Source organism: Rhodococcus sp. DMU2021, from assembly GCF_019641445.1.
Lineage (GTDB): Bacteria > Actinomycetota > Actinomycetes > Mycobacteriales > Mycobacteriaceae > Rhodococcus > Rhodococcus pyridinivorans.
The window spans coordinates 199,977-223,006 of the sequence record NZ_JAIFKB010000002.1 but is presented as its reverse complement, the minus strand read 5'-3'; the positions used below and the strand labels follow the sequence as shown (position 1 = coordinate 223,006).

At 68.3% G+C, this 23,030-nt stretch carries 22 protein-coding genes and 1 pseudogene; 7 read left to right on the top strand and 16 right to left on the bottom strand.

Translation table 11 applies throughout. The features are described from left to right. Positions 1–22: 22 nt before the first annotated feature. The 4 genes from K3M35_RS04395 to K3M35_RS04380 all read right to left on the bottom strand — a co-directional run bounded on the left by K3M35_RS04395 (position 23) and on the right by K3M35_RS04380 (position 4,716). A complete protein-coding gene (locus tag K3M35_RS04395) occupies positions 23–1,045 on the bottom strand; it encodes a BMP family protein (RefSeq protein ID WP_228044946.1) in 1,023 nt (340 codons plus the stop codon). A 70-nt stretch (positions 1,046–1,115) separates the two neighbouring features. Beyond that, positions 1,116–2,078, bottom strand: coding sequence for an ABC transporter permease (locus K3M35_RS04390; RefSeq protein ID WP_006550611.1), 963 nt, complete (start codon positions 2,076–2,078; stop codon positions 1,116–1,118). Beyond that, a complete protein-coding gene (locus tag K3M35_RS04385) occupies positions 2,075–3,148 on the bottom strand; it encodes an ABC transporter permease (RefSeq protein WP_006550610.1) in 1,074 nt (357 codons plus the stop codon). Before K3M35_RS04385 ends, K3M35_RS04390 begins: the two co-directional genes overlap by 4 nt. Beyond that, positions 3,145–4,716 (bottom strand): ABC transporter ATP-binding protein, encoded by a 1,572-nt coding sequence (locus tag K3M35_RS04380; RefSeq protein WP_064060645.1) that lies wholly within the window; start codon positions 4,714–4,716, stop codon positions 3,145–3,147. Before K3M35_RS04380 ends, K3M35_RS04385 begins: the two co-directional genes overlap by 4 nt. Before the next feature lie 328 nt (positions 4,717–5,044). On the opposite strand from K3M35_RS04380, the gene K3M35_RS04375 reads away from it, so the two are divergent. Next, positions 5,045–6,037, top strand: a complete 993-nt coding sequence (locus K3M35_RS04375) for an isopenicillin N synthase family oxygenase (protein ID WP_006550608.1) — start codon at positions 5,045–5,047, stop codon at positions 6,035–6,037. Between the two features lie 94 nt (positions 6,038–6,131). On the opposite strand, the pseudogene K3M35_RS04370 reads toward K3M35_RS04375, so the two are convergent. The 4 genes and pseudogenes from K3M35_RS04370 to K3M35_RS04355 all read right to left on the bottom strand — a co-directional run. Beyond that, positions 6,132–6,263: pseudogene (locus tag K3M35_RS04370) on the bottom strand (GMC oxidoreductase); the annotation flags it as partial. Positions 6,264–6,406: 143 nt separating this feature from the next. Next, complete coding sequence (locus K3M35_RS04365) at positions 6,407–9,103, bottom strand: molybdopterin-dependent oxidoreductase (protein WP_220666036.1); 2,697 nt, start codon at positions 9,101–9,103, stop codon at positions 6,407–6,409. Continuing rightward, positions 9,100–9,942, bottom strand: coding sequence for a xanthine dehydrogenase family protein subunit M (locus tag K3M35_RS04360; RefSeq protein ID WP_220666035.1), 843 nt, complete (start codon positions 9,940–9,942; stop codon positions 9,100–9,102). The genes K3M35_RS04365 and K3M35_RS04360 overlap by 4 nt, the downstream gene beginning before the upstream one ends. 5 nt (positions 9,943–9,947) lie before the next feature. Continuing rightward, positions 9,948–11,336: an 8-oxoguanine deaminase gene (locus K3M35_RS04355; RefSeq protein WP_220666034.1), complete on the bottom strand. Its 1,389-nt coding sequence runs from the start codon at positions 11,334–11,336 to the stop codon at positions 9,948–9,950. Positions 11,337–11,477: 141 nt separating this feature from the next. Between K3M35_RS04355 and K3M35_RS04350 the strand changes: the two genes are divergently transcribed. Further along, a complete protein-coding gene (locus K3M35_RS04350) occupies positions 11,478–12,941 on the top strand; it encodes a PucR family transcriptional regulator (protein WP_308257053.1) in 1,464 nt (487 codons plus the stop codon). A 30-nt stretch (positions 12,942–12,971) separates the two neighbouring features. On the opposite strand, the gene pucL is transcribed toward K3M35_RS04350, so the two are convergent. Genes pucL through uraD form a run of 3 tightly spaced genes read right to left on the bottom strand, consistent with a single transcriptional unit; the run spans position 12,972 to position 14,724 of the window. After that, positions 12,972–13,892, bottom strand: a complete 921-nt coding sequence (pucL, locus tag K3M35_RS04345; protein WP_217580013.1) for a factor-independent urate hydroxylase — start codon at positions 13,890–13,892, stop codon at positions 12,972–12,974. 5 nt (positions 13,893–13,897) lie between these two features. Next, the gene (gene uraH / locus K3M35_RS04340) at positions 13,898–14,221 is read right to left on the bottom strand and encodes a hydroxyisourate hydrolase (protein WP_006550603.1); all 324 of its coding nucleotides are present in this window, start codon (positions 14,219–14,221) and stop codon (positions 13,898–13,900) included. Next, positions 14,218–14,724, bottom strand: coding sequence for a 2-oxo-4-hydroxy-4-carboxy-5-ureidoimidazoline decarboxylase (gene uraD / locus K3M35_RS04335; protein WP_006550602.1), 507 nt, complete (start codon positions 14,722–14,724; stop codon positions 14,218–14,220). The genes uraH and uraD overlap by 4 nt, the downstream gene beginning before the upstream one ends. 221 nt (positions 14,725–14,945) lie before the next feature. Here uraD and K3M35_RS04330 point away from each other — a divergent pair, with 221 nt between their 5' ends. Beyond that, positions 14,946–15,338 (top strand): hypothetical protein, encoded by a 393-nt coding sequence (locus K3M35_RS04330; protein WP_019288027.1) that lies wholly within the window; start codon positions 14,946–14,948, stop codon positions 15,336–15,338. A 147-nt stretch (positions 15,339–15,485) separates the two neighbouring features. Here the strand turns inward: K3M35_RS04330 and K3M35_RS04325 are convergent, their stop codons facing one another. Beyond that, positions 15,486–17,183 carry a fumarate hydratase gene (locus tag K3M35_RS04325; protein WP_019288028.1) on the bottom strand — a complete coding sequence of 566 codons (1,698 nt, stop codon included), beginning with the start codon at positions 17,181–17,183 and terminating at the stop codon, positions 15,486–15,488. A 281-nt stretch (positions 17,184–17,464) separates the two neighbouring features. On the opposite strand from K3M35_RS04325, the gene K3M35_RS04320 reads away from it, so the two are divergent. Together K3M35_RS04320 and K3M35_RS04315 are read left to right on the top strand one after the other, a co-directional pair. Continuing rightward, complete coding sequence (locus K3M35_RS04320) at positions 17,465–18,214, top strand: CPBP family intramembrane glutamic endopeptidase (RefSeq protein WP_085989295.1); 750 nt, start codon at positions 17,465–17,467, stop codon at positions 18,212–18,214. A gap of 69 nt (positions 18,215–18,283) precedes the next feature. After that, complete coding sequence (locus K3M35_RS04315; protein ID WP_019288030.1) at positions 18,284–18,574, top strand: 2'-5' RNA ligase family protein; 291 nt, start codon at positions 18,284–18,286, stop codon at positions 18,572–18,574. 7 nt (positions 18,575–18,581) lie between these two features. On the opposite strand, the gene K3M35_RS04310 is transcribed toward K3M35_RS04315, so the two are convergent. Beyond that, a complete protein-coding gene (locus K3M35_RS04310; protein ID WP_026061451.1) occupies positions 18,582–18,797 on the bottom strand; it encodes a hypothetical protein in 216 nt (71 codons plus the stop codon). Between the two features lie 85 nt (positions 18,798–18,882). After that, positions 18,883–19,662, bottom strand: coding sequence for a helix-turn-helix domain-containing protein (locus tag K3M35_RS04305; protein ID WP_006550596.1), 780 nt, complete (start codon positions 19,660–19,662; stop codon positions 18,883–18,885). Between K3M35_RS04305 and K3M35_RS04300 the strand changes: the two genes are divergently transcribed. Next, positions 19,661–19,882 (top strand): DUF1330 domain-containing protein, encoded by a 222-nt coding sequence (locus K3M35_RS04300; protein ID WP_019288032.1) that lies wholly within the window; start codon positions 19,661–19,663, stop codon positions 19,880–19,882. The two genes, K3M35_RS04305 and K3M35_RS04300, sit on opposite strands and share 2 nt — an antisense overlap. Before the next feature lies 1 nt (position 19,883). Here K3M35_RS04300 and mug read toward each other — a convergent pair whose 3' ends face one another. Together mug and K3M35_RS04290 are read right to left on the bottom strand one after the other, a co-directional pair. Beyond that, a complete protein-coding gene (mug, locus tag K3M35_RS04295) occupies positions 19,884–20,450 on the bottom strand; it encodes a G/U mismatch-specific DNA glycosylase (RefSeq protein ID WP_033097284.1) in 567 nt (188 codons plus the stop codon). A 25-nt stretch (positions 20,451–20,475) separates the two neighbouring features. Next, positions 20,476–21,861 carry a carotenoid oxygenase family protein gene (locus K3M35_RS04290; RefSeq protein ID WP_220666032.1) on the bottom strand — a complete coding sequence of 462 codons (1,386 nt, stop codon included), beginning with the start codon at positions 21,859–21,861 and terminating at the stop codon, positions 20,476–20,478. Between the two features lie 183 nt (positions 21,862–22,044). Between K3M35_RS04290 and K3M35_RS04285 the strand changes: the two genes are divergently transcribed. Beyond that, positions 22,045–22,983, top strand: coding sequence for a winged helix-turn-helix domain-containing protein (locus tag K3M35_RS04285; protein WP_220666031.1), 939 nt, complete (start codon positions 22,045–22,047; stop codon positions 22,981–22,983). Positions 22,984–23,030 lie beyond the last annotated feature (47 nt).

The window sequence follows — 23,030 nt, the reverse complement described above, 5'->3', positions numbered from 1 at the left end:
GTTCTACAGGAGGTGCTCCGGGTCAGTCGCCGCCCTTGTACTCGACCTCGAACTCGCCGGCCATGATCCTCTCGCGGTACTCCTCGAACAGCGCCATCGCCTCGGGCGAGATCTTGTCGGCGAAGGCCGGATTGATGACGACGTCCAGGCCGCCTTCGGTGATGTCCACCTCGTAGTACTTCGCCGGGTCGACGTTGCCGGCCTCGACGTCGGCGATCATCGCGCGGAGGACCTCGTCGAGATTCCACACGACGGAGGAGACGACGTTCTGGGGTGCCAGCGGGGTCTGATCCATCGTGTAGCCGGCGACGCCGACGCCGCGCTGCTTGGCGCCCTCGATGGTGGCCGCGTCGACACCGCACGTGGAGAACTGGTCGGCGCCCTGGTCGACGAGGGCGTTGACGGCCTCGATGGTCTGGGCCGCCGCGTCGGACCATCCGCCGATGTAGGACGGACGCAACTGGATCTCACCGGGGCCCTTGTAGGTCAGGCGCGCGCCGTCGGCGAACGCCTCGATCTGGGCCTTGCACACCGGGATCTCGAAACCGGCGGTGCCGGCGAGGATGCCGGTCTCCGTCAGGTCGCCGGCGAGGATGCCGGTGAGGAACGAACCCTGATAGAACGGCTGGCTGTAGTCGGCGAGGTTGGCGGTGATGTCGCCGAAGCCGCCGGGATAGGCGAACAGCACGTCGGGGTAGTCGGCGATGATGCCCTTGATGGGTTCGCCGTAATTGAACGAGTGGCCGACGATGAGCTGGTTGCCGTCCTCCGCGAGGTCGGTGACGATCTGGGCGATCTGCTCCGAGGTCGCGCCCGAATCCTGCTGCACCACGGTCAGGTCGATAAGACCTTCCGCTTCGAGTTTCTCGGCGCCCTCGACCATGCCCTGGTTCCAGCCGACGTCGTTGACCGGACCCGAGGTGATGATCGCGGCCTTGACGACCCCGTCGGCCGAGCCGCTCCCACCGGGGTCGGAACTCGAACACCCGGTCACGGCGGCTCCGACGACGGCGGCGGCCGCCACAGCGGTACCCAATTTCTTCACGTGGTTCTCCTCGGGGAAGGGAGGGCTCGCGACTGCGAACCCCGGGACTGACGGGAAAGCTGACGGAAAGCTATTTCGCGGGCACGAACGGGATGCCGAGCGCCTTCGGGGAATTGCTGCGCGAGAACCACACGGTTGTGGCGATGACCGCGAGCAACGTCACCGCGTACGGCATGGCCTGGAACAGCTCGTACGGTACCGACGTGGCCTGTCCACCGGACGCGGCCTGTACGCGCAGCTGGAAGGCGTCGACGAGACCGAACATGAAGCCACCGACGATGGCGCCGAGCGGATTCCACCGGGCGAGGATGACGACACCGAGCGCGATCCAGCCGCGACCACCGGTGATGCCGTCCTGGAAGAAGCCCAGGCTGTCGATGACGAGCGCGCCGGCCATACCTGCTGCGGCGCCGGAGATCAGCAGCGTGCTCCATCGGGTGCGGGGGACGGAGACGCCCACCGAGTCGGCGGCCTCGGGGCTTTCCCCGGCCGCGCGGATCGACAGGCCGAAGGCCGTGCGGGTGAGCACCCACCACAGGGCGACGACGAGTGCGAGCGCGAGGTAGACGAGCGGGGACTGCGAGAACACGATCGGGCCGAGCACCGGCAGGTCGGACAGCACCGGAAGGTCGAGGGGAATGGTGCCCTGGATGCGCGGCGGTGTACCGGTCATGCCGAACACCTGCAGGTACAGGAAGGACGCGAGTCCGGTCCCGAGGATCACCACCGAGATCCCCGTGATGATCTGGTCGACGGCCATCGTGATCGTCAGGTAGCCGACGATCGCGGCGATCACGAGGCCCGCGGCGGCGCCGGTGGCGGCGCCGAGCATCGGTTGCCCGGTGTAGTACACCGTCACGAACGCGATGATCGCGCCGACCATCATCTGTCCCTCGATACCGAGGTTCATCAGCCCCGAGCGCTCGGCGAGGCACGCGCCGGCGGCGGCGAGGATGATCGGCACCGCCAGCCGCAGCGCAGCGGTGAACAGCGGGACGAGCGCACCGGCGCCCAGGACATCGGACCAGTTCATCGAGCACGCTCCACGATTCGGTTGGCGAGCAGCACCGTCAGGATCATCACTGCCTGGACGACGGTGCCGATGGACGCGGGGATCTCCTGGGTACGCTGCACCGCCTGACTGCCGAGGGTCAGCCCGGAGACCAATGCTGCTGCGAGCACGATGCCGAACGGATTGCGACGCCCGAGCAGTGCTACCACGATCGCGGTGAACCCGATCCCGGAGGAGATCGCCAGCGACAGTCGGAACTCGCTGCCCAGCAACATGATCGCGCCGGCGATACCGCCGAGTGCGCCGCTGATCAGAGCGGAGGTGACCACGGTGCGGGCGACGGAGATGCCATTGGCCTCGGCGACGCTCGGGCTCCCACCGACGATCTGCGACGCGAAACCGAACCGGGTCGAACGCATGAGCCACCACACCAGCGGCACCGCCGCGATCGCGACGAACACACCGATGTGGATGCGGGTGCCGGGAATCGTCGCGAGTGCGGCCCAGTCGGGAATGCGCTCGGACTCGGGGGTGAAACCGTTGGGATTGGCGAGGGGTTTGCGCACCGCCCACGCCAATGTGTAGAAGACGAGGTAGTTGAGCATGAGCGACGAGATGATCTCGTTGACCCCGAGCCGCGCCTTCAGCACGCCTGCGATGCCGCCGATGCACGCACCTGCGGCCGCGGCGGTGACGGCGACGATCGGGATCGCGATCCAGCTCGTCCCCAACGGCATGCTCAGCACCACGGCCGTCGCGGTGATCGCGCCGACGTCGTAATGGCCCTGCGCGCCGATGGTGATGAAGCCGGTGCGGTACGCGATCGCGTAGCCGAGACCCATGAGGACGAGCGGCGTCATACCCGTGAGCAGGCGGCCGAGCTGCGTATCGCCGCCGAGAGCGGCGTCGAGCATCGTCGCGTAGGCCTGCCCCGGATCACCGCCCGCGAGGACGATGAGGATCCCGCCCGCCGCGAGACCGACGGCGACGGCGAGTAGCGGCACCCCGATAGTGGTCGTGAGACTCCGGATCCGCGACGCGGTGGGCGGCTCGGGTGGCGTCGTCACCGGTGGGCTGAGCGTGGCGGTCATGCTGCGGCCTCCTGGAATCCGCCCATGGCCGAGCCGAGGGCTTCGCGGTCGAACGGGCCTTCGTCGAACTCGGCGACGATCCGTCCGCGGTAGAGCACGACGATCCTGTCGGCGAGGCTGCAGATCTCGTCGAGATCGGACGAGATGAGCAGAATCGCGGCGCCCCGGGAGCGATGGTCGACGAGCGTGTCCCAGACGAACTCGGTGGCGCCGATGTCGAGACCGCGGGTGGGCTGGGCGACGACGAGGACGTCCGGCTCACCGTCGAGGACCCGGCCGAGCACCACGCGCTGGGCGTGCCCACCGGACAGGGTGCCGGCGAGCGTGCGCGGGCTCTGGGCCTTGACCGACAGGGCGGCGATGATGCGCTCGGCGCGTTCGCGGACGGCTGCCCGCGACAGGCGGCCCCAGTGACGGGCGAGCGGGGGATCGGTGTAGCTGTCGATCGCGAGATTGGTGTCGATTCCCAACGACTTGATCAGTCCCCGGGTGTAGCGGTCGGCGGGGACGATGCCGACACCGGCCTCGCGCATCGCGCGGGGGGACGAGGAGTCGATCTCCCGTTCGGCGACGACCACCGCACCGGTGGAGTCGGGGGAGAGCCCGGACAGGACGTCCTCGAGGGCGGACTGGCCGTTGCCCTCGACTCCGGCGACGGCGACGAGCTGCCCGGATGCGACCCGCAGGGTCACGTCGTGCAACTGACCGGGGACGGACACACCGACCAGTTCGAGCATCCGGTTCCCGGCCGGTTCGGTGGCCGCACGGCGGATACCGAGCCCGACCTCACGGCCGACCATGTCGCGGGCGAGTTCGGCGGTGGTGACCCTCTCGGCGCCGTTCCCGCGGATGGGGCGTTCGGCGACGAGCCGTCCTCCCCGCAGCACACCGACCCGATCGGCGGCCTCGAGGACCTCTTCCAGATGGTGAGTGATGAGCACGATCCCGACGCCGCGTTCGGCGGCGAGTCGGCGGACCTGTGCGAGCAGTGAGTGCACCTCGGCCGGAGCCAGATTCGCGGTCGGTTCGTCGAGCAGCAGGTAACGGGCGCCCAGGTGCAGGGCTCGGAGGATCTCGACGCGCTGCTGCTCGCCGACCGACAGGTTCTCCACGCGTGCGGTGGGGTCGCAGGCGAGACCGGTGTTCTTCGCGAGGGCGGCGATCTCGGCTTCGTTGCGCCGCAGGCGCTTCCGGCCGATCACTCCGCGGGACCGGCCGAGCAGGAAGTTCTCCGCAACCGTCATGCTCGGCACGAGCATGAAGTGCTGGTGGACCATCGCGATCCGTTCCCGGCCTCCGTCGATGAGCGACTCTCCGTCCACCGCAATGGAACCGGAGTCGGGCGGGAGAAGCCCGGTGAGGATGCGCATCAGGGTCGACTTGCCGGCGCCGTTCTCGCCGAGCAGTGCGTAGACCTCGCCGGGGCGCACATGCAACGACACGTCGCGCAGGACGGTGTTCTCACCGAAGGACCGGTGGATACCGCGCATCACGACGCCCTCGGCGGGAACCGATTCTGTCACTCCCGCAGTGGTGGTGATGCTCGCGGTCGAAGTTGCTGTCACCATACGGTGGGGCCTTCCGAGTAATCGCTATGTGTCGAGTCGAGACGATCCAGGTTGGTAGTTGAGCGGTCGTGTCCGATTCATGACGATTGTGTTTCGGGCGGCGGAAGGGAATGAAGTTCGTGATGCCGACGGAGAATGCAGTGCCGGAACAGGATCGCGTCGCTCGGACGGTCGCCGTCGGACTTCCTCGATCCGGCTCGCCCGGTGCTCTGCGTCGGGGCGCGGTCCGGGAACCCGTAACACGGTCCTCACCTCAGCGAGACGGATCCGCAGTATCGCAGGAGTTGACTCGGAGCGATCACCCGTCCGCTCTGTCCAGGAGTCACCTATGGAAGCCCTGCCTCTCATCGATCTGCGTCCGCTGCGCGACGGGAGCGACCCGCACGCCGTCGTCGGCGCGCTCGACGCCGCGTGTACCGACCTCGGGTTCTTCGTCGTCACCGGTCACGGACTCGACCCCGACCTCCGCGCGGCGACGATGGAGCAGGCGCGGCGCTTCTTCGCGCTGCCTTTCGAGGAGAAGATGGAGATCGCCATCGCGAGATCCACCTGTCACAGCGGATATGTGCCGCCGAAGACCGAGGCACTCGACCCCACCGTCGGAGCCGACGGCAAGGAGGCCCTCGACATCACCACCGACCGTGCGGCCGATCATCCGGAGGTGATGGCGGGTACGCCGCTGCACGGTCCGGCACAGTGGCCCGCCTCGCTGATGCCCGACTTCAAGAGTGTCGCCGACGAGTACGCGAAGGCGTGTCTGGACATCAACGCCCACCTCATGCGCGGTCTCGCACTCGCTCTCGGCCTCGACGCCGACGCCTTCGTGCCGATGTTCACCGACCCGCTCGGGTCGCTCCGTATGCTGCACTACGCACCCGTTCCTGTCGGCGATACCACACTCGGCGTCGCGCCCCACACCGACTACGGCTCGTTGACACTGCTCGCCCAGAACGACATCGGTGGGCTGCAGGTCGCCGCGCGAGGCGGCGGATGGATCGACGTCGTGACCCCGCCCGACGCGCTGATCGTCAACCTCGGCGACATGATCGCCCGGTGGACCAACCACCGCTACGTCTCCACCCGCCATCGGGTGCTGAATCCCACACACGGACACCGTTATTCGCTGCCCTATTTCGTCACCCCGGACTACCACGCCGTGATCGAGGCGATCCCGACCTGTGTCGAACCGGGCGCGGAGCCGATCCATCCACCGATCGGGGCCGGCGAGTACCTTCAATCGCGGTTCGAAGCGACGCACGCATACCTCGGGGCCCCGACCGACGGTCAGATCGACAAGCACACCGTCTTCGTCTCCAAGTAGTTCTCCGGCCCGGCGGCGCCGTTCTCGTAGTCCCAGACGACAGTCTCCTCTCGGTTCCGGTGATCAGCGAGGCCGCGCGCTCGGCGAGGGCGATCACGGGGGCGTTGGTGTTGCACGACGGGAGCACCGGGATGACGGAGGCGTCGACGACGCGCATTCCGTCCACGCCGTGGACCCGCAGGTCCGGGTCGACGACGGCGTCGGATCCCACGCCCATCGCGCACACAGCGTGATGAGTCGAATCGACCCCGCTGCATCAACTTCGTGTTACGGCTGCGTTGCGTGTCCGGCCGTACAACGAACGAGACCGATGTCGTGTGCGAAATCCGGCCGGAAATCGCACACAACATCGGTCTCGACGGGTCGGGCTCACTGCATGAGGCGCCAGATGCGGTCGCGGGAGAGCGGCAGCTCGTGCGGCCGCACCCCGATGGCGTTGCGCACGGCGTTCGCCAACGCCGGGGCCACCGGGTTGAACGGGGCCTCGCTCATCGACTTCGCGCCCATCGGCCCGAGTTCGTCGTAGGTGTCGGCGAAGTAGACCTCGGTGCGCGGGACGTCCGCGAACTGCGGAATGTGGTAGTTGCGCAACACATCCGTCGTCACGCGACCGGCGTCGTCTGTGATGATCTCCTCGTACATCGACGCACCGAGCGCCTGCGCAGTGCCGCCTTCGATCTGCCCGCGGCACTGCTCGGGGTTGAGGACGGTGCCGGCATCGGCGGCCTGGACCGAGCGGAGGATCTGCACCTCACCGGTACGGGTGTCGACGGCGACGCGGAAGGCCTGCACGTTGAACGACAGCGATCGCGGCAGCCCGCCGTGCCGGCCCTCGGCGCGCAACCGGCCACCCGCGACCTCCAGCAGCTCACCAGGCGTGACGAGACGATCGCCGCACCGCACGCCGTCGGCCTGCAGCTCGGCCTGCTCCGGGTCGAGGCCGGTCAGCTCCGCAGCGGCCTTGGCCATCCGCCGTCGCAACTCGTGGGAGGCCGCCAGCAGGGCCTTCGACGCGACGACCGTGCCCGACGACCCGAACGCGCCGGTGTCGTGGGTGGTGACGTCGGTGTCGGACTGCTGGACCACGATGCGGTCGGGAGTGGTGCCGAGCGCGGTGGCCGCGATCTGGGTGTGGACGGTGGTGGTGCCGTTGCCGAACTCCGCGGTGCCCACCCGGGCAAGATACCGGCCGTCGGGCAGAAGTTCGATCGACGCTTCGGAGATGTGCCCGTTGGGCGGGTTGGTCGCGATCATCGCGAGCGCCATCCCCTCGCCGATCCGCCAGTGATCACCGGTCGGCGTGGGCCGGCCGCCGGTGCGCGCCATCGCCCGTTCGGCAAGATCGAGACACTGGTCGAGTCCGTAGCTGCCGTACGTCAGGTCGACGCCCTCGGGATGCGCCGCGACCAGGGGCTCTCCCGGCGCGATGATGTTGCGGCGCCGGAACTCGTACGGGTCGATGCCGAGCTTGATGGCGAGTTCGTCCATGGCCGACTCCACGGCGAAGATCACCTGGCCGAGGCCGTAGCCGCGGAAGGCGCCCGACGGCCGGTTGTTCGTGTACACGGATTCGGCGTCGACCCGCTTGTTCGGGCATCGGTACACCGCGATCGACTCCGTGCAGCCGTGGAACATCACCCCGGGGCTGTGGTTGCCGTAGGCGCCCGCGTCGGCCAGCACGTCGATCGCGAGGGCGGTGAGGACACCGTCGGCGTCGGCGGCGAGGGTGACGTCGACCCGCATGGGATGCCGGCACGGAGCGACGGTGAGCTGATCGGAACGGGTGAACTCCCACTGCACCGGGCACCCCGTCTTCAGGACCGCCGCCGCGACGACATCTTCGACCAGCATCTCCTGCTTGGCGCCGAAACCCCCGCCCACCCGGGCCGTGTGCACGCGCACCCGGTCCCGGTCGAGTCCGAAGATATGGCACAGCTCGTCGCGCACCAGGAACGGAACCTGTGTGGAACTGCGGATGACGAGCCGTCCGGCCTCGTCGAGATGACCGATGGCTCCGTGTGTTTCGAGATGGGTGTGTTGGACGCGGTGGGTCTGCCAGCGTCCCTGCACCACCGCCGCAGCGGACGCGACCGCCGCGTCGACGTCCCCGCTGCTGCCGTGGATCGCGGCGACGACGTTGCGTCCGGGATCGGCGATGCGCGCGTCGGCGGACTTGTCGGCGTGCAGGAGGGGAGCCCCAGGCTTCCGGGCCTCGTCGGGATCGAGGACGAAGGGCAGTTCCTCGTACTCGACGTGGATCGACGCGAGCGCCCGGTGTGCGATTGCCGGACTCTCGGCGACCACCGCGGCGACCCGCTGTCCGCGGAAGCGCACGACCCGGTCGAACAGGTATGTGTCGTCGGGATCGTCGTTGCGGTTCTCGTGGCGAGCGGTCGAATAGGCGGTGGCCGGGGCGTCGCGGTGGTACAACACAGCGTGGACACCGGGGAACGCCTCGGCGGCCGAGACGTCGACGGAGAGGATCCGCGCATGGGTGTGCGGGCTGCCGAGGACGGCGATGTGCAGCAGGCCCTCGACGGTGGTGTCGAGGGTGTACGGCTCGGTGCCGGTGACGACCCGCGTCGCGGCCGGTGCGCGCTGCGAGCGGCCGCACGACGGGCCATCGACCTGCTCGACGTTGGTGCGCGACCGCAGGGCATCCTCGATCGATCGGTAGCCGGTGCACCGGCACAGGTTGCCCTTCAAGCGTTTCGGCAGGTCGTCGAGATCTTCGTCGGTGAAGGTGGACGCGGTGACGATCATGCCTGCGGTACAGAAGCCGCACTGGAAACCGGCGGCGTCGGCGAACTGTTGTTGGACGGGATGCAGGTCGTCGGGGGTTCCCAGTCCCGCGACCGTGGTGACCTCGCGACCCTCGACCCGCACGGCCGGGACCACGCAGGAGTGGACGGGTTCGCCGTCGAGCAGGACCGAGCACGCGCCGCAGTCGCCGGCGTCGCAGCCCTTCTTGACCTCGAAGTGCTCGGTCTCGCGCAGCAGGGTACGCAGGCACTGGCCGGGCCGGGGGTCGACGTCGCGTTCGCGGCCGTTGACGGTGAGTTTCACGGCTGAACCTCCGTTTTCGGCAGTGCAGTGTTCGACAGTTCGGTGCGGATCTCTTCGGCGAGCACCGCGGTAACGGCACGTCGCCAGTCGGCGGAGCCATGCGCATCGGTGTAGTAGCTCGTCGTCGGGACGAGACGGGCCAGTGCGTCGGACAACGCCTGTGCCGACGGGACTTCCGTGAACCCCAGGAGACAGGGACGCACCGTCGACGCGGTGATCGACAGCGTGACACTGCCGTCGTCGTCGCGGCGTCCGATCACGACGGCCCCCGAACGTCCCAGCGGAGAGAGGGCGATCTTGCGGAAGACCGTGCGGGAACTCAGGACCCGCAGAGGAATCCGGATGCTCCGCAGGATCTCTCCGGGTGCGAGGGCGTTGGAGGCGACTCCGAGGACGAAGTCGGCCACCGGGATCCGCCGTTCGCCGCCGTCGATCGTCCAGATCACCGCGTCCGCGTCGAGTGCGGTCGCCAGCGAGATCATGGCACCGGCGGGGAAGGACAGGCAGATGTTGCCGCCGACCGTGGCGCGCTTCCAGATCTTCCACGACGCCAACAGTGCCTCGGCGCACTGCCGGAACAGCGGTGCCGCAGTATGTTCCGCCTCGTCCGAGAGTGCGGCCATCTGTTCGACCGTGCAGGTCGCGGCGATCTCGAGAGCGTCGGGGTGCCGGGTCACGGCAGGCCAGCCGAGACCGGACAGATCCACGAGTCGGTGGAGGTGCGGTTGCGGTTCGGAGAACAACCAGGTGCCACCGCCGAGCGGGGCCGCGCCCTCCTCGAAGGTCAGATCGGTGCGGTCGCGGGCGATGTCGTAGGCGGTGATGTTGTGCAGATCCATCGCCTTCACCCCGCCTTGGCGACCAGCGCGGCGTGTTCCGCCGCGACCTGCCGTGCCACGACGTCCTCGTCGACGGTCCGGACCTCGTCGCGGACGACCACCTCGCGACCGTTGATCAACAGCAGTTCGAGAGGCGGGGTGCTGCCGAGGACGAGGGCCGCGACCGGGTCGGCGATGCCGGAGTGGGCGAGGCCGTCGATCCGCCACAGCGCCAGATCGGCGAGCTTGCCGGCCTCGATCGATCCGATCTCGTTCTCGCGCCCGAGGACTCGGGCACCGCCGATGGTGGCGAGTTCGAGGCTCTGCCGCACCGTCATGGCGCGGGGGCCGCTGCGGGCACGGGCGAACAGGGCGGCGTGGTGGGCCTCTTCGAGCATGCAGCACGACTCGTTGCTCGCGGCACCGTCGACACCGAGGCCGAGCGGCACGCCCGCGGCGTAGAGGTCGGCGGCGCGGGCGATGCCGGCACCGAGCCGGGCGTTCGAGGTGGGGCAGTGGGCCGCACCCGTACCCGACGCGGCGAGCACACCGATGTCACGGTCGTCGAGGTGCACCGCGTGCGCGTACCAGACGTCGGGGCCGGTCCACCCCAGCGACTCCATGTACTGCACGGGCTTGCATCCGAACTTCTCGAGGCAGAAGTCCTCCTCGTCGAGGGTCTCGGCGAGATGGGTGTGCAGCCGCACCCCGAGATCGCGGGCGAGCAACGCGGACTGTTTCAGCAGCTCACCGGTCACCGAGAAAGGCGAGCACGGCGCGAGCGCGACCCGCAACATCGAATCGAACGACGGATCGTGCCAGCGGTCGACGGCCTCGCTGCTGCCCTCGAGGATCGCGTCGATGTCCTCGACGATGTGATCGGGCGGCAGACCCCCGGCGCTCGCACCGAGGTCCATCGACCCGCGGCAGAGATGGAAGCGGATACCGACCTCGGCCGCTGCGGCGATCTCCGCGCCGAAGACGTCACCGCCCTCGCGAGGCACGACGTAGTGGTGGTCGGTGCTGGTCGTGCATCCGGTGCGCACCAGATGCGCGAGTGCGCCCTTGGCCGCGACGTGCACGGCGTCGGCGTCGATGCCACCCCAGACTGGATAGAGGGTGGTGAGCCATTCGAACAGGGTGTGGTCGGCGGCGAGCCCACGCGTGATCCATTGGTACAGGTGGTGGTGGGTATTGATCAGGCCGGGGGTGAGCACGCACCCGGTGCCGTCGACGATCTGCGCGTCGTGTATGGCTGTGCCGTCCTCATGGGCGGGTTCGCCCGACCCGACCGCGACGATCCGGTTGCCGGAGACGACGACATAACCGTCGCGGTGTTCGGCGCGGGCGGCGTCCATGCTCACCACGTGTGCGCCGCGGATGACGAGCGGCCGGGTGGTGGGATGCGCGTGCATAGTCGACTCCTCGGATCGTCGGGAGTCTTCAGTCAACTGCGCCGAACAGATGTACCTCTGCGGCAGCACGCACGAAACACCTCGGAAATCCGCGGCTCGTACTGTGCGATCGTCCAAGACCGTCACCAGGAGGTGAACATCGTGCTTCTTCGAGATGTGGTGGAGGCGCCGGGGCTGGGAATCGGTGTACTGCACGGCGACGCGGAGGCCCTGAGCCGTCCCGTGCTGCGCGCGTGCACCACCGACATGCCCGACCCCACGCGCTACGTCAGCGCAGGCTCGCTCGTGTTCACCGGCCTGGTGTGGCGACGTTCCGTCGAGGACTCCGACCTGTTCGTCAAACGGCTCGTCCGAGCGGGGGTGACGGCGATGGCCGCCGGCGAGGCCCTGCACGGCCGGGTACCCGACGACGTGATCGAGGCGTGTGCACGACATCGCATGCCGCTGCTGGTCGTGCCCGACGAGGTGCCGTTCAGCCGGGTCATCGAATACATGACCGGGCAGATGGCCGGAGCCCGGATGGATCGTCTGCAGACGGGACTGGCACGGCAGCGGCAATGGCTCGCCGCCGTCGCCGACGGTCGGAGTGTGGGGGAGCTGCTCGACGGACTCGCGCAGCAGCTCGGGGTGGAATCGGCGCTGGTCACCTCCACGGGCGTGACGGTGGCGGGAAACGCCGAGCTCGACGAGACCGAACTCGACCGGATCACCGCAGCAGCGCTGACCGCCGACCGCTTTCCACTGCGGCTCACGGGCGACCTGACCGTCCTGCCGGTCGGACGCGGACTGACGGACCGGATCGACGCGTGGTTCCTGGTGATCCGGCACGATGAGAGCGGACCGGAGTGCGTCGAGGCGTTCTCCGAGCTCGCCTCGGTGGTCGCGCTCGATCGGATCCGGCGCGACGAACGGCGCCGGGTGGCATGGGAGATCACCGACCGGACCCCGACCGTGCGCGCTGCGGACCTGCGGGTCGCGGTGGTGGCCGAGGCCGAGGGCCGGATCTCGCCGGACGTCCTGCGTGGTCTCGTCGAGGACGTCCTGGACGGAGCGGTCACGTCGATCGACGCGGCGAACAGGGTGGTCGCCTCGGCGGCCGGCAGCGACGTCGACGTGGCACGGCTGTTGAGCCGACGCCTCGGCCGTCTCGCGCCGGCGCTGCGCGGCGCCCGAATGTTCGTCGGTGTCGGCGGGCAGAGTTCCGACGACGACCCGGCCGGCGCGGTCCGTGCAGCAGCATCGGCATGCGCTGCCGCACACAACGATCCGGGCTCGGTGTCGGTGCGACGTGCCGAACTCGATTCGGCGCTCGACCTGTTGTCGACCCTGCCCGACGAACTGCGTCGCGCCTACGCCGACCGACTGCTCGGGGACGTCGTCGAACACGACCGACGCACCGACGCGGGTCTGCTCGCGACCCTCGAGGCATTCCTCGATTGCGACGGATCGTGGCGGCGCACGGCCGATCGACTGCACGTGCACCTGAACACGGTCCGCTACCGCATCGGACGGGTCGAAGCGCTCACCGGGCGTTCCCTCACACGCACGGGTGACCGCTTCGACCTGTATCTCGCGTTGCGTTCCTTAGAACCTGCTGTCGTGTGATCGACATCCGTTGTCGCGCCGCATGAGTGATCACATGGCGCCGGTGTAGGGCTCCCAGGCGATGCCGGCATCGGGGGCGTCCTCGCGCAGCACGCTCGCCTGGATCAGTCCGTAGGGCCGGTCGTCGGCGTGGAAGACCTCACCGGCGTTCTCCACTCCGAAACGTGTCAGGTCGTAGAGGAAGTGGTGCTTGTTCGGTGCGGACAGGCGGATCTCGGCGATCGACGGGTAGCGCTCGAGCACGGCGCGGCCCATCTCGTACAGGCTCTCCTGCAGGGCCTTCGAATGCAGGTTCGCGAACACCTCGAGGAGGGTGGCGCGCACGCCCGCGTAGACGGCGTCCCAGTCGACGTCGGTCGACGCGAACCGCCACCGCGCCTGGAGGCTCGTTGCCATGATGCGATCCTCCGCCGGTTCGAGAACCGTGTACGGGTCGGTGAGGAAGCCCTGGAACTCCGAGCCGGTGGACTTGAGGACGACGAGATCCTTCAGGCCGCCGACCACCCATTCGCGTCGGTCGGTCCCGGTGCCCTCGACGGTGATCGCGGCGGTGCGGACCTCGGATCCCTTGCGCGTCCAGGTGTGGTCGTGCTCGGCGCCGTCGACGACGACCCGCTCCCAGGCGTACTCCTCGATCTCGATGCGCGCCGAGCGGACGGGTTCGACGTCGTCGACGAAATGCCGCGCGAGCGCGAGGCCGTACTCCTCGACGAACTCGACGCCCTTCTCCTTGGCGTAGGAGTAGATGGTCTGCTTCTGGCTGTCGGTGGGCAGCACCGTGCCCTGATCTCCCTCGAGATGTGCGGCGTCGAAATCGCCGTGCAGGCAGGACGAGACGTTCAGGTCGCGGATCTCGTGCCGGTCGGTGTCGCGCACGATGCGCACCACCCGATTCTCGGCCTTGCCGTAGCGGTGCGGTCCGAGGACGATCTTGCCGGTCAGTTCGGTCATGGTGGTCAGCTCCCGCGGTAGGTGGAATACGAATAGGGCGACAGGAGGAGCGGCACGTGGAAGTGGCTGCTGCCCTCCGGGATACGGAAGGTGACGGTCACCTCCGGATAGAAGGACGCGACTCCGCGGCGCGAGAACCAGTCACCGGTGGCGAAGGTCAGGTGGTAGGTGCCCTCGGGCAATGGATCGGTGAAACCGGTGAGACGACCGTCGTCGTCGGTGACACCGGCGCCCAACGAGGTTCCGTGCGTATCGGTGAGGGCGACGCGCAACCCCACCGCGGGGGCACCGGCCGTCGCGTCGAGCACGTGGGTACTCAGGGTGTTCATGCGCGGCTCCCTGCGGTCTCGATGACGATCCGCTCGAGGCGGAGTCGGGTGATCTCGGCGAGCGCCGCACGCATCTCGGCTTTCTCGCTCTCCGGGTCGTTGTCGAGGCGACGCTCGAGGATCTCCAGCAGTTCCGGGGCCGTGCGGCCGGCGGCGCGGACGAGGTAGACGTGCCCGAACCGTTCCTCGTATTCACGGTTGCCGGCGGCGAGCCGGTCGAGGATGTCGGCGTCGGCCGTGGCGACGGCGGACTGCTCGCGACGGGAAGCAGCGTGTTCGCTGCGTTCGCCGATGCGCGGGTGGCCGGCGAGGGCGTCGGTGAGGTCGTCACCGTCGAGGTTCTCGGCCGCGGCAGCGGCGGCGGTGAGCAGCACGGTGCGCGAACCGAACGGGCGCGCTGCGACGACGGAGTGTGCCCATGTCCGGCTCGAACAGCAGTCGAGCAACAGAGCGACGGCCTCGTCCTCGGGCATCGCATCGAACCGGGCCGTTGTGAGCTGCACGGACCCTCCTTTCGTCGGTGCATTCGATACTGTCCGGTGGGCGTGCGGCGGGGGAGGTGCAAGCGCTACAGAGTTCGGTTCGCCGCGGGTGCGCCGGTTGGATGATCGGCCAACGAGGTGGTTGCGTCTTGAACGTTTTTCTGGAATAGTTCCAGTTATTGGATTTATTCCAGAAGAAGTGGGCGACCCGGGTGGGGTCGCAGGGTTGAAGGAGTGATCACATGTTCACCGCCGACCGTCCTCGAGCAGTGACGCTTCCGCCGGTCGTGCTCGGCGGACTGCGGCCTCTCTACCGGCAGATGGTCCGCAACAACGTTCCGGCCGCATCGTTCGAGCACACCGCCGGACGGGCCGTCTTCGACGTCTGCCTGATCGCGGGGGAGCACGGTCCGCAGCTGCAGGTCCGCGCCCGCGACTTCGGGATCGACTTCACGCTCGCGATGACCACGCACTTCCGTATCGCGCCCGTGATGAGCGACGACCAGTACCGCGCACTGTGCTCGGTGCTCGCACCCGGCGCCGAACCGGCACCGGACGTCGTCCTCGACTTCCTGCAGCAGGTGGTCGTGCAGTCGCCCGCGGTGCTCGCGCGGACGCACACTTGCGCTGCTTGAGTCCGAATTTGCTCGTCCTGTGGACATGAGCACACGCTCCGGCAGCGTGTTTCTGTCCGCACGGTGCGCACATCCACCCGAACGCGAACGGCCCGGCAGAAAATCCTGCCGGGCCGTTCGGGATAGTGCGTCTACAGCGAGTCGGGTCTACAGACCGGGGCGCTTGCCGACCGTGAGCGTGACCTCGCCGGTGTGCGCAAAGAAGTCGTTGCCCTTGTCGTCGACGACGATGAAGGCGGGGAAGTCCTCGACCTCGATCTTCCAGACCGCTTCCATGCCGAGCTCTTCGTACTCGACGACCTCGACGTTCTTGATGCAGTCGAGCGCCAGACGCGCGGCCGGACCGCCGATCGAACCTAGGTAGAAGCCGCCGTACGTGTGGCATGCGTCGGTGACCTGCTTGGAGCGATTGCCCTTCGCGAGCATCACCATCGAGCCACCGGCGGCCTGGAACTGGTCGACGTAGGAGTCCATACGACCGGCCGTCGTCGGGCCGAACGAACCCGACGCCAGACCCTCGGGGGTCTTCGCCGGACCGGCGTAGTAGACCGGGTGATCCTTCAGGTACTGCGGCATCTCCTCACCACGGTCGAGGCGCTCCTTGATCTTCGCGTGCGCGATGTCGCGCGCGACGACCAGCGGACCGGTGAGCGACAGGCGCGTCTTGACCGGGTGCTTGGACAGCTCGGCGAGGATCTCCGGCATCGGCCGGGTGAGGTCGATCTTGACCGCGGCACCCTTGCCGGTGCCCGAGACGCCCGACGTCTCGGAGTCGAGCTGGCTGTCGGTGACCTCGGGCAGGAACTGACCGGGGTTGAACTCGAGCTGCTCGAGGAAGACACCCTCGGGCGTGATCTTGGCCTTGGCCTGGCGGTCGGCCGAGCAGGAGACGGCGATCGCGACGGGCAGCGACGCGCCGTGGCGCGGCAGGCGGACGACGCGGACGTCGTGGCAGAAGTACTTGCCACCGAACTGCGCGCCGATGCCGATCTTCTGGGTGAGCTCGAAGACCTTCTTCTCGAGTTCGAGATCGCGGAAGCCGCGGCCGGTGATGGCACCCTCGGTGGGCAGCTCGTCGAGGTAGTGCGCCGAGGCGTACTTGGCCGTCTTGAGCGCGAACTCGGCGGAGGTGCCGCCGACAACGATCGCGAGGTGGTAGGGCGGGCACGCCGCGGTGCCGAGCGACCGGATCTTGGCCTCGAGGAACTGCATCATCGAGTCCGGGTTCAGGATGGCCTTCGTCTCCTGGTACAGGTACGACTTGTTGGCCGATCCGCCGCCCTTGGCCATGAACAGGAACTTGTAGGCGTTCTCGTGGCCCTTCGCGGTGTCCGCGTACAGCTCGATCTGCGCCGGCAGGTTGTTGCCCGTGTTCTTCTCGTCCCACATCGTCAGCGGGGCGTTCTGCGAGTACCGCAGGTTCAACTTCGTGTACGCGTCGTACACACCGCGCGCGATGGACTCCTCGTCGTCACCCGGGGTGAGCACCTGCTGGCCGCGCTTGCCCATGACGATGGCGGTGCCGGTGTCCTGGCACATGGGCAGCACGCCGCCGGCGGCAATGTTTGCGTTCTTCAGGAGGTCGAGCGCAACGAACTTGTCGTTGTTCGACGCCTCGGGGTCCTCGAGGATGCTCGCCAGCTGCTTCAGGTGATCCGTGCGCAGGTAATGGGAGATGTCGTGCAGCGCGGTCTCGGTGAGCAGGCGCAGGGCCTCGGGTTCCACCTTCAGGAAGGTGCGGCCGTCGGGTCCTTCGACGGTGGACACCCCCTCGGTGGTCAGCAACCGATACTCGGTGGGGTCTTCCCCGATCGGCAGCAGGTCCTCGTAGAGGAAGTCGGCCATTGTTTCTCCTGGAAGAGGGCTGGTGATCGCCGTACACGTTAGCGGCGCCGGCGCAAGGCCTTGACAACGGGGCATGTGACGGACTCGACCTGCAGACTGGATGTGACCTGCGTCTCGCGACTTTCGGCGGCGTGTTTATGTCGCCGACGACCGGAAATCCCGCAAGGGAGTCGAGGCCGGAGTGTTCGCCGTCACGGCGGCCGGCAGGCCCCGATCCGTACACTTGACCGGATGTTCGAGAGTTTCCGGAGGGATCGCACGTGACCGTAGAAATCGAACGGTTGCCCTCGCCCGAGACCGGACGCCTGCCGTCGCTGGCCTGGCTTCCCCGTTTCCACGCCTGGATCGATCTCGCCGTCGTGATCGCGGTGCTCGTCACCACCAACCTGATCGCCCACTTCACCACGGCGTGGGCGTCGATCGCGACCGTGCCGATCGCAGCATGCGTGCTGGTCGCGATGATGCGTCGACGCGGCATGCGCTGGTCGGAACTCGGCCTCTCACCCCGGCACTGGAAGAAGGGGACGCTCTACTCGGTAGCAGCCGTGGCCCTCGTCCTGGCGGTGGTGGCGATCGGCATCGCCCTGCCGTTCACCAGGCAGTTCTTCCTCTCCGAGCGCTACGCCACGATCTCCGGTGCCCTCGTCGCCTCGATGATCATCATCCCGCTCCAGACCGTCATCCCCGAGGAACTCGCCTTCCGCGGGGTGCTCCACGGAACCCTCGAGCGAGTGTGGGGCGCACGCGGGGTCTTCGCCGCGGGATCCCTGCTGTTCGGGCTGTGGCACGTCGCCTCGTCGTTCGGTCTCACGGCGGGTAACGCCGGCCTCAGCGCCTTCCTCGGCGCCGGGTTGCTCGCGCAGATCGCCGGCATCGTCGGCGCGGTGATCGCGACCGCCGCCGCGGGCTTCGTCTTCACGTGGCTGCGTCGTCGCAGCGGCAGCATCCTCGCGCCCATCGCCCTGCACTGGTCGCTCAACGGCGCCGGTGCCCTCGCCGCCGCGCTCGTCTGGCACGCCACACTCAACTGATGGCGCTGGCGGTCTGTCTCCTGTTCGACCCCGAGACCGACCGCGCGATCCGGCGCCTGTGGGGCCGGGATGTTCCGGCGCGGCCGGGCGTCGCTCGTGCCCGCCCCCTCGTCCGAACTCGTGCAGCGACAGGACCGCGTCGTGCGGGTCGTGGAGACGACGGGAGCGGACCTGCACCGCTACTACGTCCCGGGACGCTGGACCCCGCACTGTTCGCTGAGTCCCCGAACCCGGCGTGAGGAACTCGACCGTCTGGGCGCGGTCGTCTACGACGTGCTGCCCATCGAAGCGACACTCGATCGCGCGGTGCTGATCGACACCGCCACCGGCGAGCACACGCCGCTACGGATGATCCCGTGAGGGAAACTCACTCCTCGGGGTTCTCCACCCACGGTCCGTACGGGGGTGGGCCCTCGCTCTGGATCTGCAGGCCGAAGTGCGGACAGTGCTTCCACACGTAGCCGTGCAGGACGTGTTCTTCCGACGTCGCGGTGTTCATCAGTACGAGGTCGCCGCTGGGGCGGTGTTCGAGGGCGAAGCCGGACTCCCGCTGATCGAGAACCCACCATTTCGCAGTGCTCATGTCGGTGTCCTCCGCATGATCCGCTCGGCAGACGCGCACCTCCCACGTTAGCGCGGAAACCGTTCGTGATCGGCCGATTCGGCGATCACGATCCGTTCAGGACCCGGGCGGTCGCCTCGTCGGCGGGATAGAACGCCTCGATCGCCAGTTCCGACACCGTCACGTCGAGCGGGGTCCCGAAGAGGGTGGTCGTGCTGAAGAACGACAACTCGCCGGCCTCGGTCCGCAATCGCATCGGCACGACCAGCGAATGCGGTTCGATCTCCTCCACCGGATCGTCGCAGGGATAACCGGCGAGTTCGTCGTACAGGCGCAGCAGGACAGGGTCGGCGGTCGCACCGATCTGGTGTTGCAGCCGGGCGAGCAGATGACCGCGCCACTGCCCGAGATCGACGATGCGCGGCGCCAGTCCCCGCGGGTGCAGAGTCAGTCGCAGCACGTTGATCGGCGGTTCCAGCAGTTCCGGAGCGCACCCCTCGACGAACACCCCGACGGCGTCGTTGGAATCGACCATCGTCCAATGCCGGTCGACGACGAGTGCGGGAAAGGGGTGGTGCGACGACAGGATTCGCGTGATCGCGTCGGAGATCGCCGCCATCGGCATATCGCCGAGGTGATGCTCGGGGTAGACAGGCGCATGTCCCGCCGCGACCAGGATGGTGTTGCGTTCGCGCAGCGGGATGTCCAGCCGGTCGCTCAGCTTCAGCACGGTCGCGCGTGACGGGCGGGACCGGCCGGTCTCGACGAAGCTGAGATGCCGCGACGAGATGCCGGCGGTATGGGCCAGGGTGAGCTGGCTCAGGCCGCGGCGCTCGCGCCATGCCCGCAGCAGGGCGCCGGCGTGGGGAGTGTCGACCGTGGTCATGCACCCGACAGTAGAGCCGGCCGGGAACGGTCACCATTACTTCCGGGGTAAATTCCCCGACGTCGACCGTGCCCGGTCCTGGTACGAATCCCCGGAGTACCAGGCGATCCTCCCGCTGCGCACCGAGAACTCCGAGGGATGGGCGGTCGTCGTGCAGGGCACACCGCCCGGCTACCGCGCCACCCACTTCCTCGACAAGGTGTTCGGCGCTCAGCGGTAGTTCAGGACAGGATGCCGGCCGCCCGGGCCGGTTCGGCGTAGGCCCGCGCCAGCGACTCCACCGTCTCGTGGGCGTTCAACCCGCTCGGATTGGGCACCACCCACAACGGGACGTCACCGATCGTGTCGTCCTGCCGCCCGGCCTTCGCCTTGCGCCGGCCGAAGGCCGCGCGGTAGGCGGTGATGCCCGCGACCGCCACGGCGCGAGGGCGGAACTGCGCCACCACGTGCGCCAGATGGCGTCCGCCCTCACGCAGTTCCTCGTCGGTGAGCTCGTCGGCGCGGGCCGTCGCACGCGGCGCCAGGTTCGTGATGCCGACACCCCGCTCGAGCAGGTGATCGCGGTCGGCGTCGCTCATACCGGACGACGCGTCGATCGGCCGGTCGACGATGCCGGCACGGAACAGGGCGGGGTAGAATCGATTTCCGGGCCGCGCGAAGTGGGCTCCCGTCGCCGCGGTCCACAATCCCGGATTGATGCCGACGAACAACAGGCGGCAACCGGGCGCGACGAGATCGGGGATCACCGCATCGCGGAAGGACTCGAGTTCGGCTCGTGTGAAACCCATCCACCCAAACTAGCCGGAGCGACGCTCAGTCCGGCGGGAGCCAGGCTCCGTGCAAGCCGGCCGGGACACGGATCGGCAGACGGACCCGCGCGATCGGCCCCGAGGCCGGGTCGGTCTCGGGGAAGACGAGGAACCAACTCGTCATGTCCGCCCGATCGGTCGCGATCGCGCCCCAGTAGCCGCCCGAATCACCCGAGAGATAGGCGGGTTCGCCGGGGGAGAGGGTCTCGTGTGCCCAGACTGCTTCGGTCCCGGACGCCACATCGAACCAGAAGAGCGAATCAGCTGCTCCCGCTGGGAGTTTCTGCGACCTGCTGCGCCCGATGGTCGCGACGACGGAGTGGCCGAGGGTCATCGACCGGTCGTCGATGCGGGGGAACTCGATGTCTCGTTCGTGCAGGGTCGTGCGGGTCACCCCGTCACGACCGATCACGGCGCGTCGCAGGACGGACCGGTTCGGACCTGCCTTCTCGGTCAACGCGCCCGGATACGCCCACTCCACGTAGTCGAGCGCGACGTCGCCGTCGGGCAGGTCGAAGGCGTTGGCGGTGTGCCACATCCAGAACGTGTCGGTCGAGAACCACCGCACCGCGCCGCCGTCGCGGGGGACGAGCGCGACACGCGTTCCGAGATCCGGCTTCCAGTCGAGAGGCGACCCGCCGGAGAAGATCTGCGAGAGATCGAACACGAGCGGGGCCAGGACCAGGACGACATAGGTCGGCGTCAGTGCCATGTCGTGGATCATCAACGGCCGGTCCATGCCGTCGATCGGGGTGGGCACGCGCGTCACCGTCCCGTCCGGTGCGACCACCGACCAGGTCAGATACGGCGGGTCGAGCATGTAGCAGAAGGCGACCATCTCGCCGGTGTGCGGATCGATCTTCGGGTGCGCCGTCAGCCCGACCGGCAGGGTTCCGTCGAAGGTCTCGCGTCCGAGCGTCTCGAGGTCGGAACCCAAGGTGTACGGTGGCGCCGCTTCGGCCATCGCCATGAGCCGCCCGCCGTGCCGGACGATGTTGATGTCCGGCAGCTCGCGCATGGTGTTCGCCAGGTCGGGCCCGACCTCCTCCTCGGGAGGGAAGTACGGATCGGTGATGCCGGCCCACAGCGCGCGACCGGCCTTCTCCTCCGCGACGACCTGCGGGGTCCGCACGAACCTGTTCGTGTAGCGCGCGGTGCCCCCGGCGATCTGCACGCGGTGGACCATGCCGTCGCCGTCGATCGGGTAGACGTAGTGACCGATCGGGTCGAAGCGCGGATTGGGTCCGTTGCGGAGATAGCTTCCGTGCAGATCTGCGGGCAGTTCCCCGTGGACCTCCAGCTCGCGGACGTCCACTTCCTCGCGTTGAGGCGCGAACAGGCCACTGAGATGCGGATGGTGTGCCAGGTCGACAGGCGCCGGACGTTGCATGACGACTCGCTTCGGTGGAGGCGATTCTTCTGTGGGGCAATCGTAGGACCGGGAAGGGCGATCGGTTCGTGATTCGGCGCGCCCGATCCCACACCCACGGACGGGGACCGTGCATCGGATAGGGTTGTTGCCTACGTGCAGGACTGATAGTGCGGCCGCACGGCCGCGACGTTAGGGGAAGGTGTGCAGCGCCGGAACGCGATCGGAAACTCCGTCCGGAACACCGGAGGTGACGAGGCCACGTTGCCGCCGTACACGGAACTTCTCTGGCCGACCGTGCAGGCGGTGATCGAACTCGGCGGATCCGGTGTCATCGAGGAGATCGATTCCGCCGTGATCTCCCGGACGGGACTGTCCGAGGCCGCACAGGCGGTACTCCACGGTGACGGCCCCGGAACGGAGATCGAATACCGGCTGGCCTGGGCCCGGACCTACCTCAAGGGCATGGGTCTGCTGTCGAATACCTGCCGCGGTGTGTGGAGCGTGACCGACCGTGGCCGCGCCGTGCGCGAGTCGGAGATCAAGCCCATGCAGGTCGCGTACACGGCCGAGAAGCGTCGCAAGCGCATGGTGCGGAACGTCTCGCAGGGTGCCCAGGTCGTGCCGCTCGCAGCCGCCCCCGAGGATCCCGAACTGTGGCGCGAACCCGTCCTCGGTGCCGTCGCCGACCTGTCGGAGGACGGTTTCGAACGGCTCGCCACCGCGGTACTGCGCGCGGCCGGATTCACCACCCTGACGATTCCGGCCCCGGGCGGATCCCACGCCCCCGAGGGCGCCGGTCACGTCGAGGGCACCGGTGTCCTGCGCGTATCGCTGCTGAGCTTCTCGGTGTTCTTCCGTTTCCTGCGGGCACCGGAGAAGGCGGGTGCCGACGTGGTCCGCGAGTTCCGCGCCGCGATGGTCGGGCGGGGCGAGAAGGGTCTGCTCGTCGCCACCGGATCGTTCACCGAGGACGCGCGCGCCGAAGCCCACCGGCACGGCGCCCCGCCGATCGATCTCGTCGACGGCGACGGGTTGTGCGATCTGCTCAAGGAGCACGGTCTCGGTGTCCGTTCCACGGTGCGGACGGTCGAGGACGTCTCCCTGGTGCCGGCCTTCTTCGCCGAACTGTCCGGCCGCTGACCTCGTAGCGCCGTTGCGGATATCGCCTGCCGCGACCTGTCGAATTC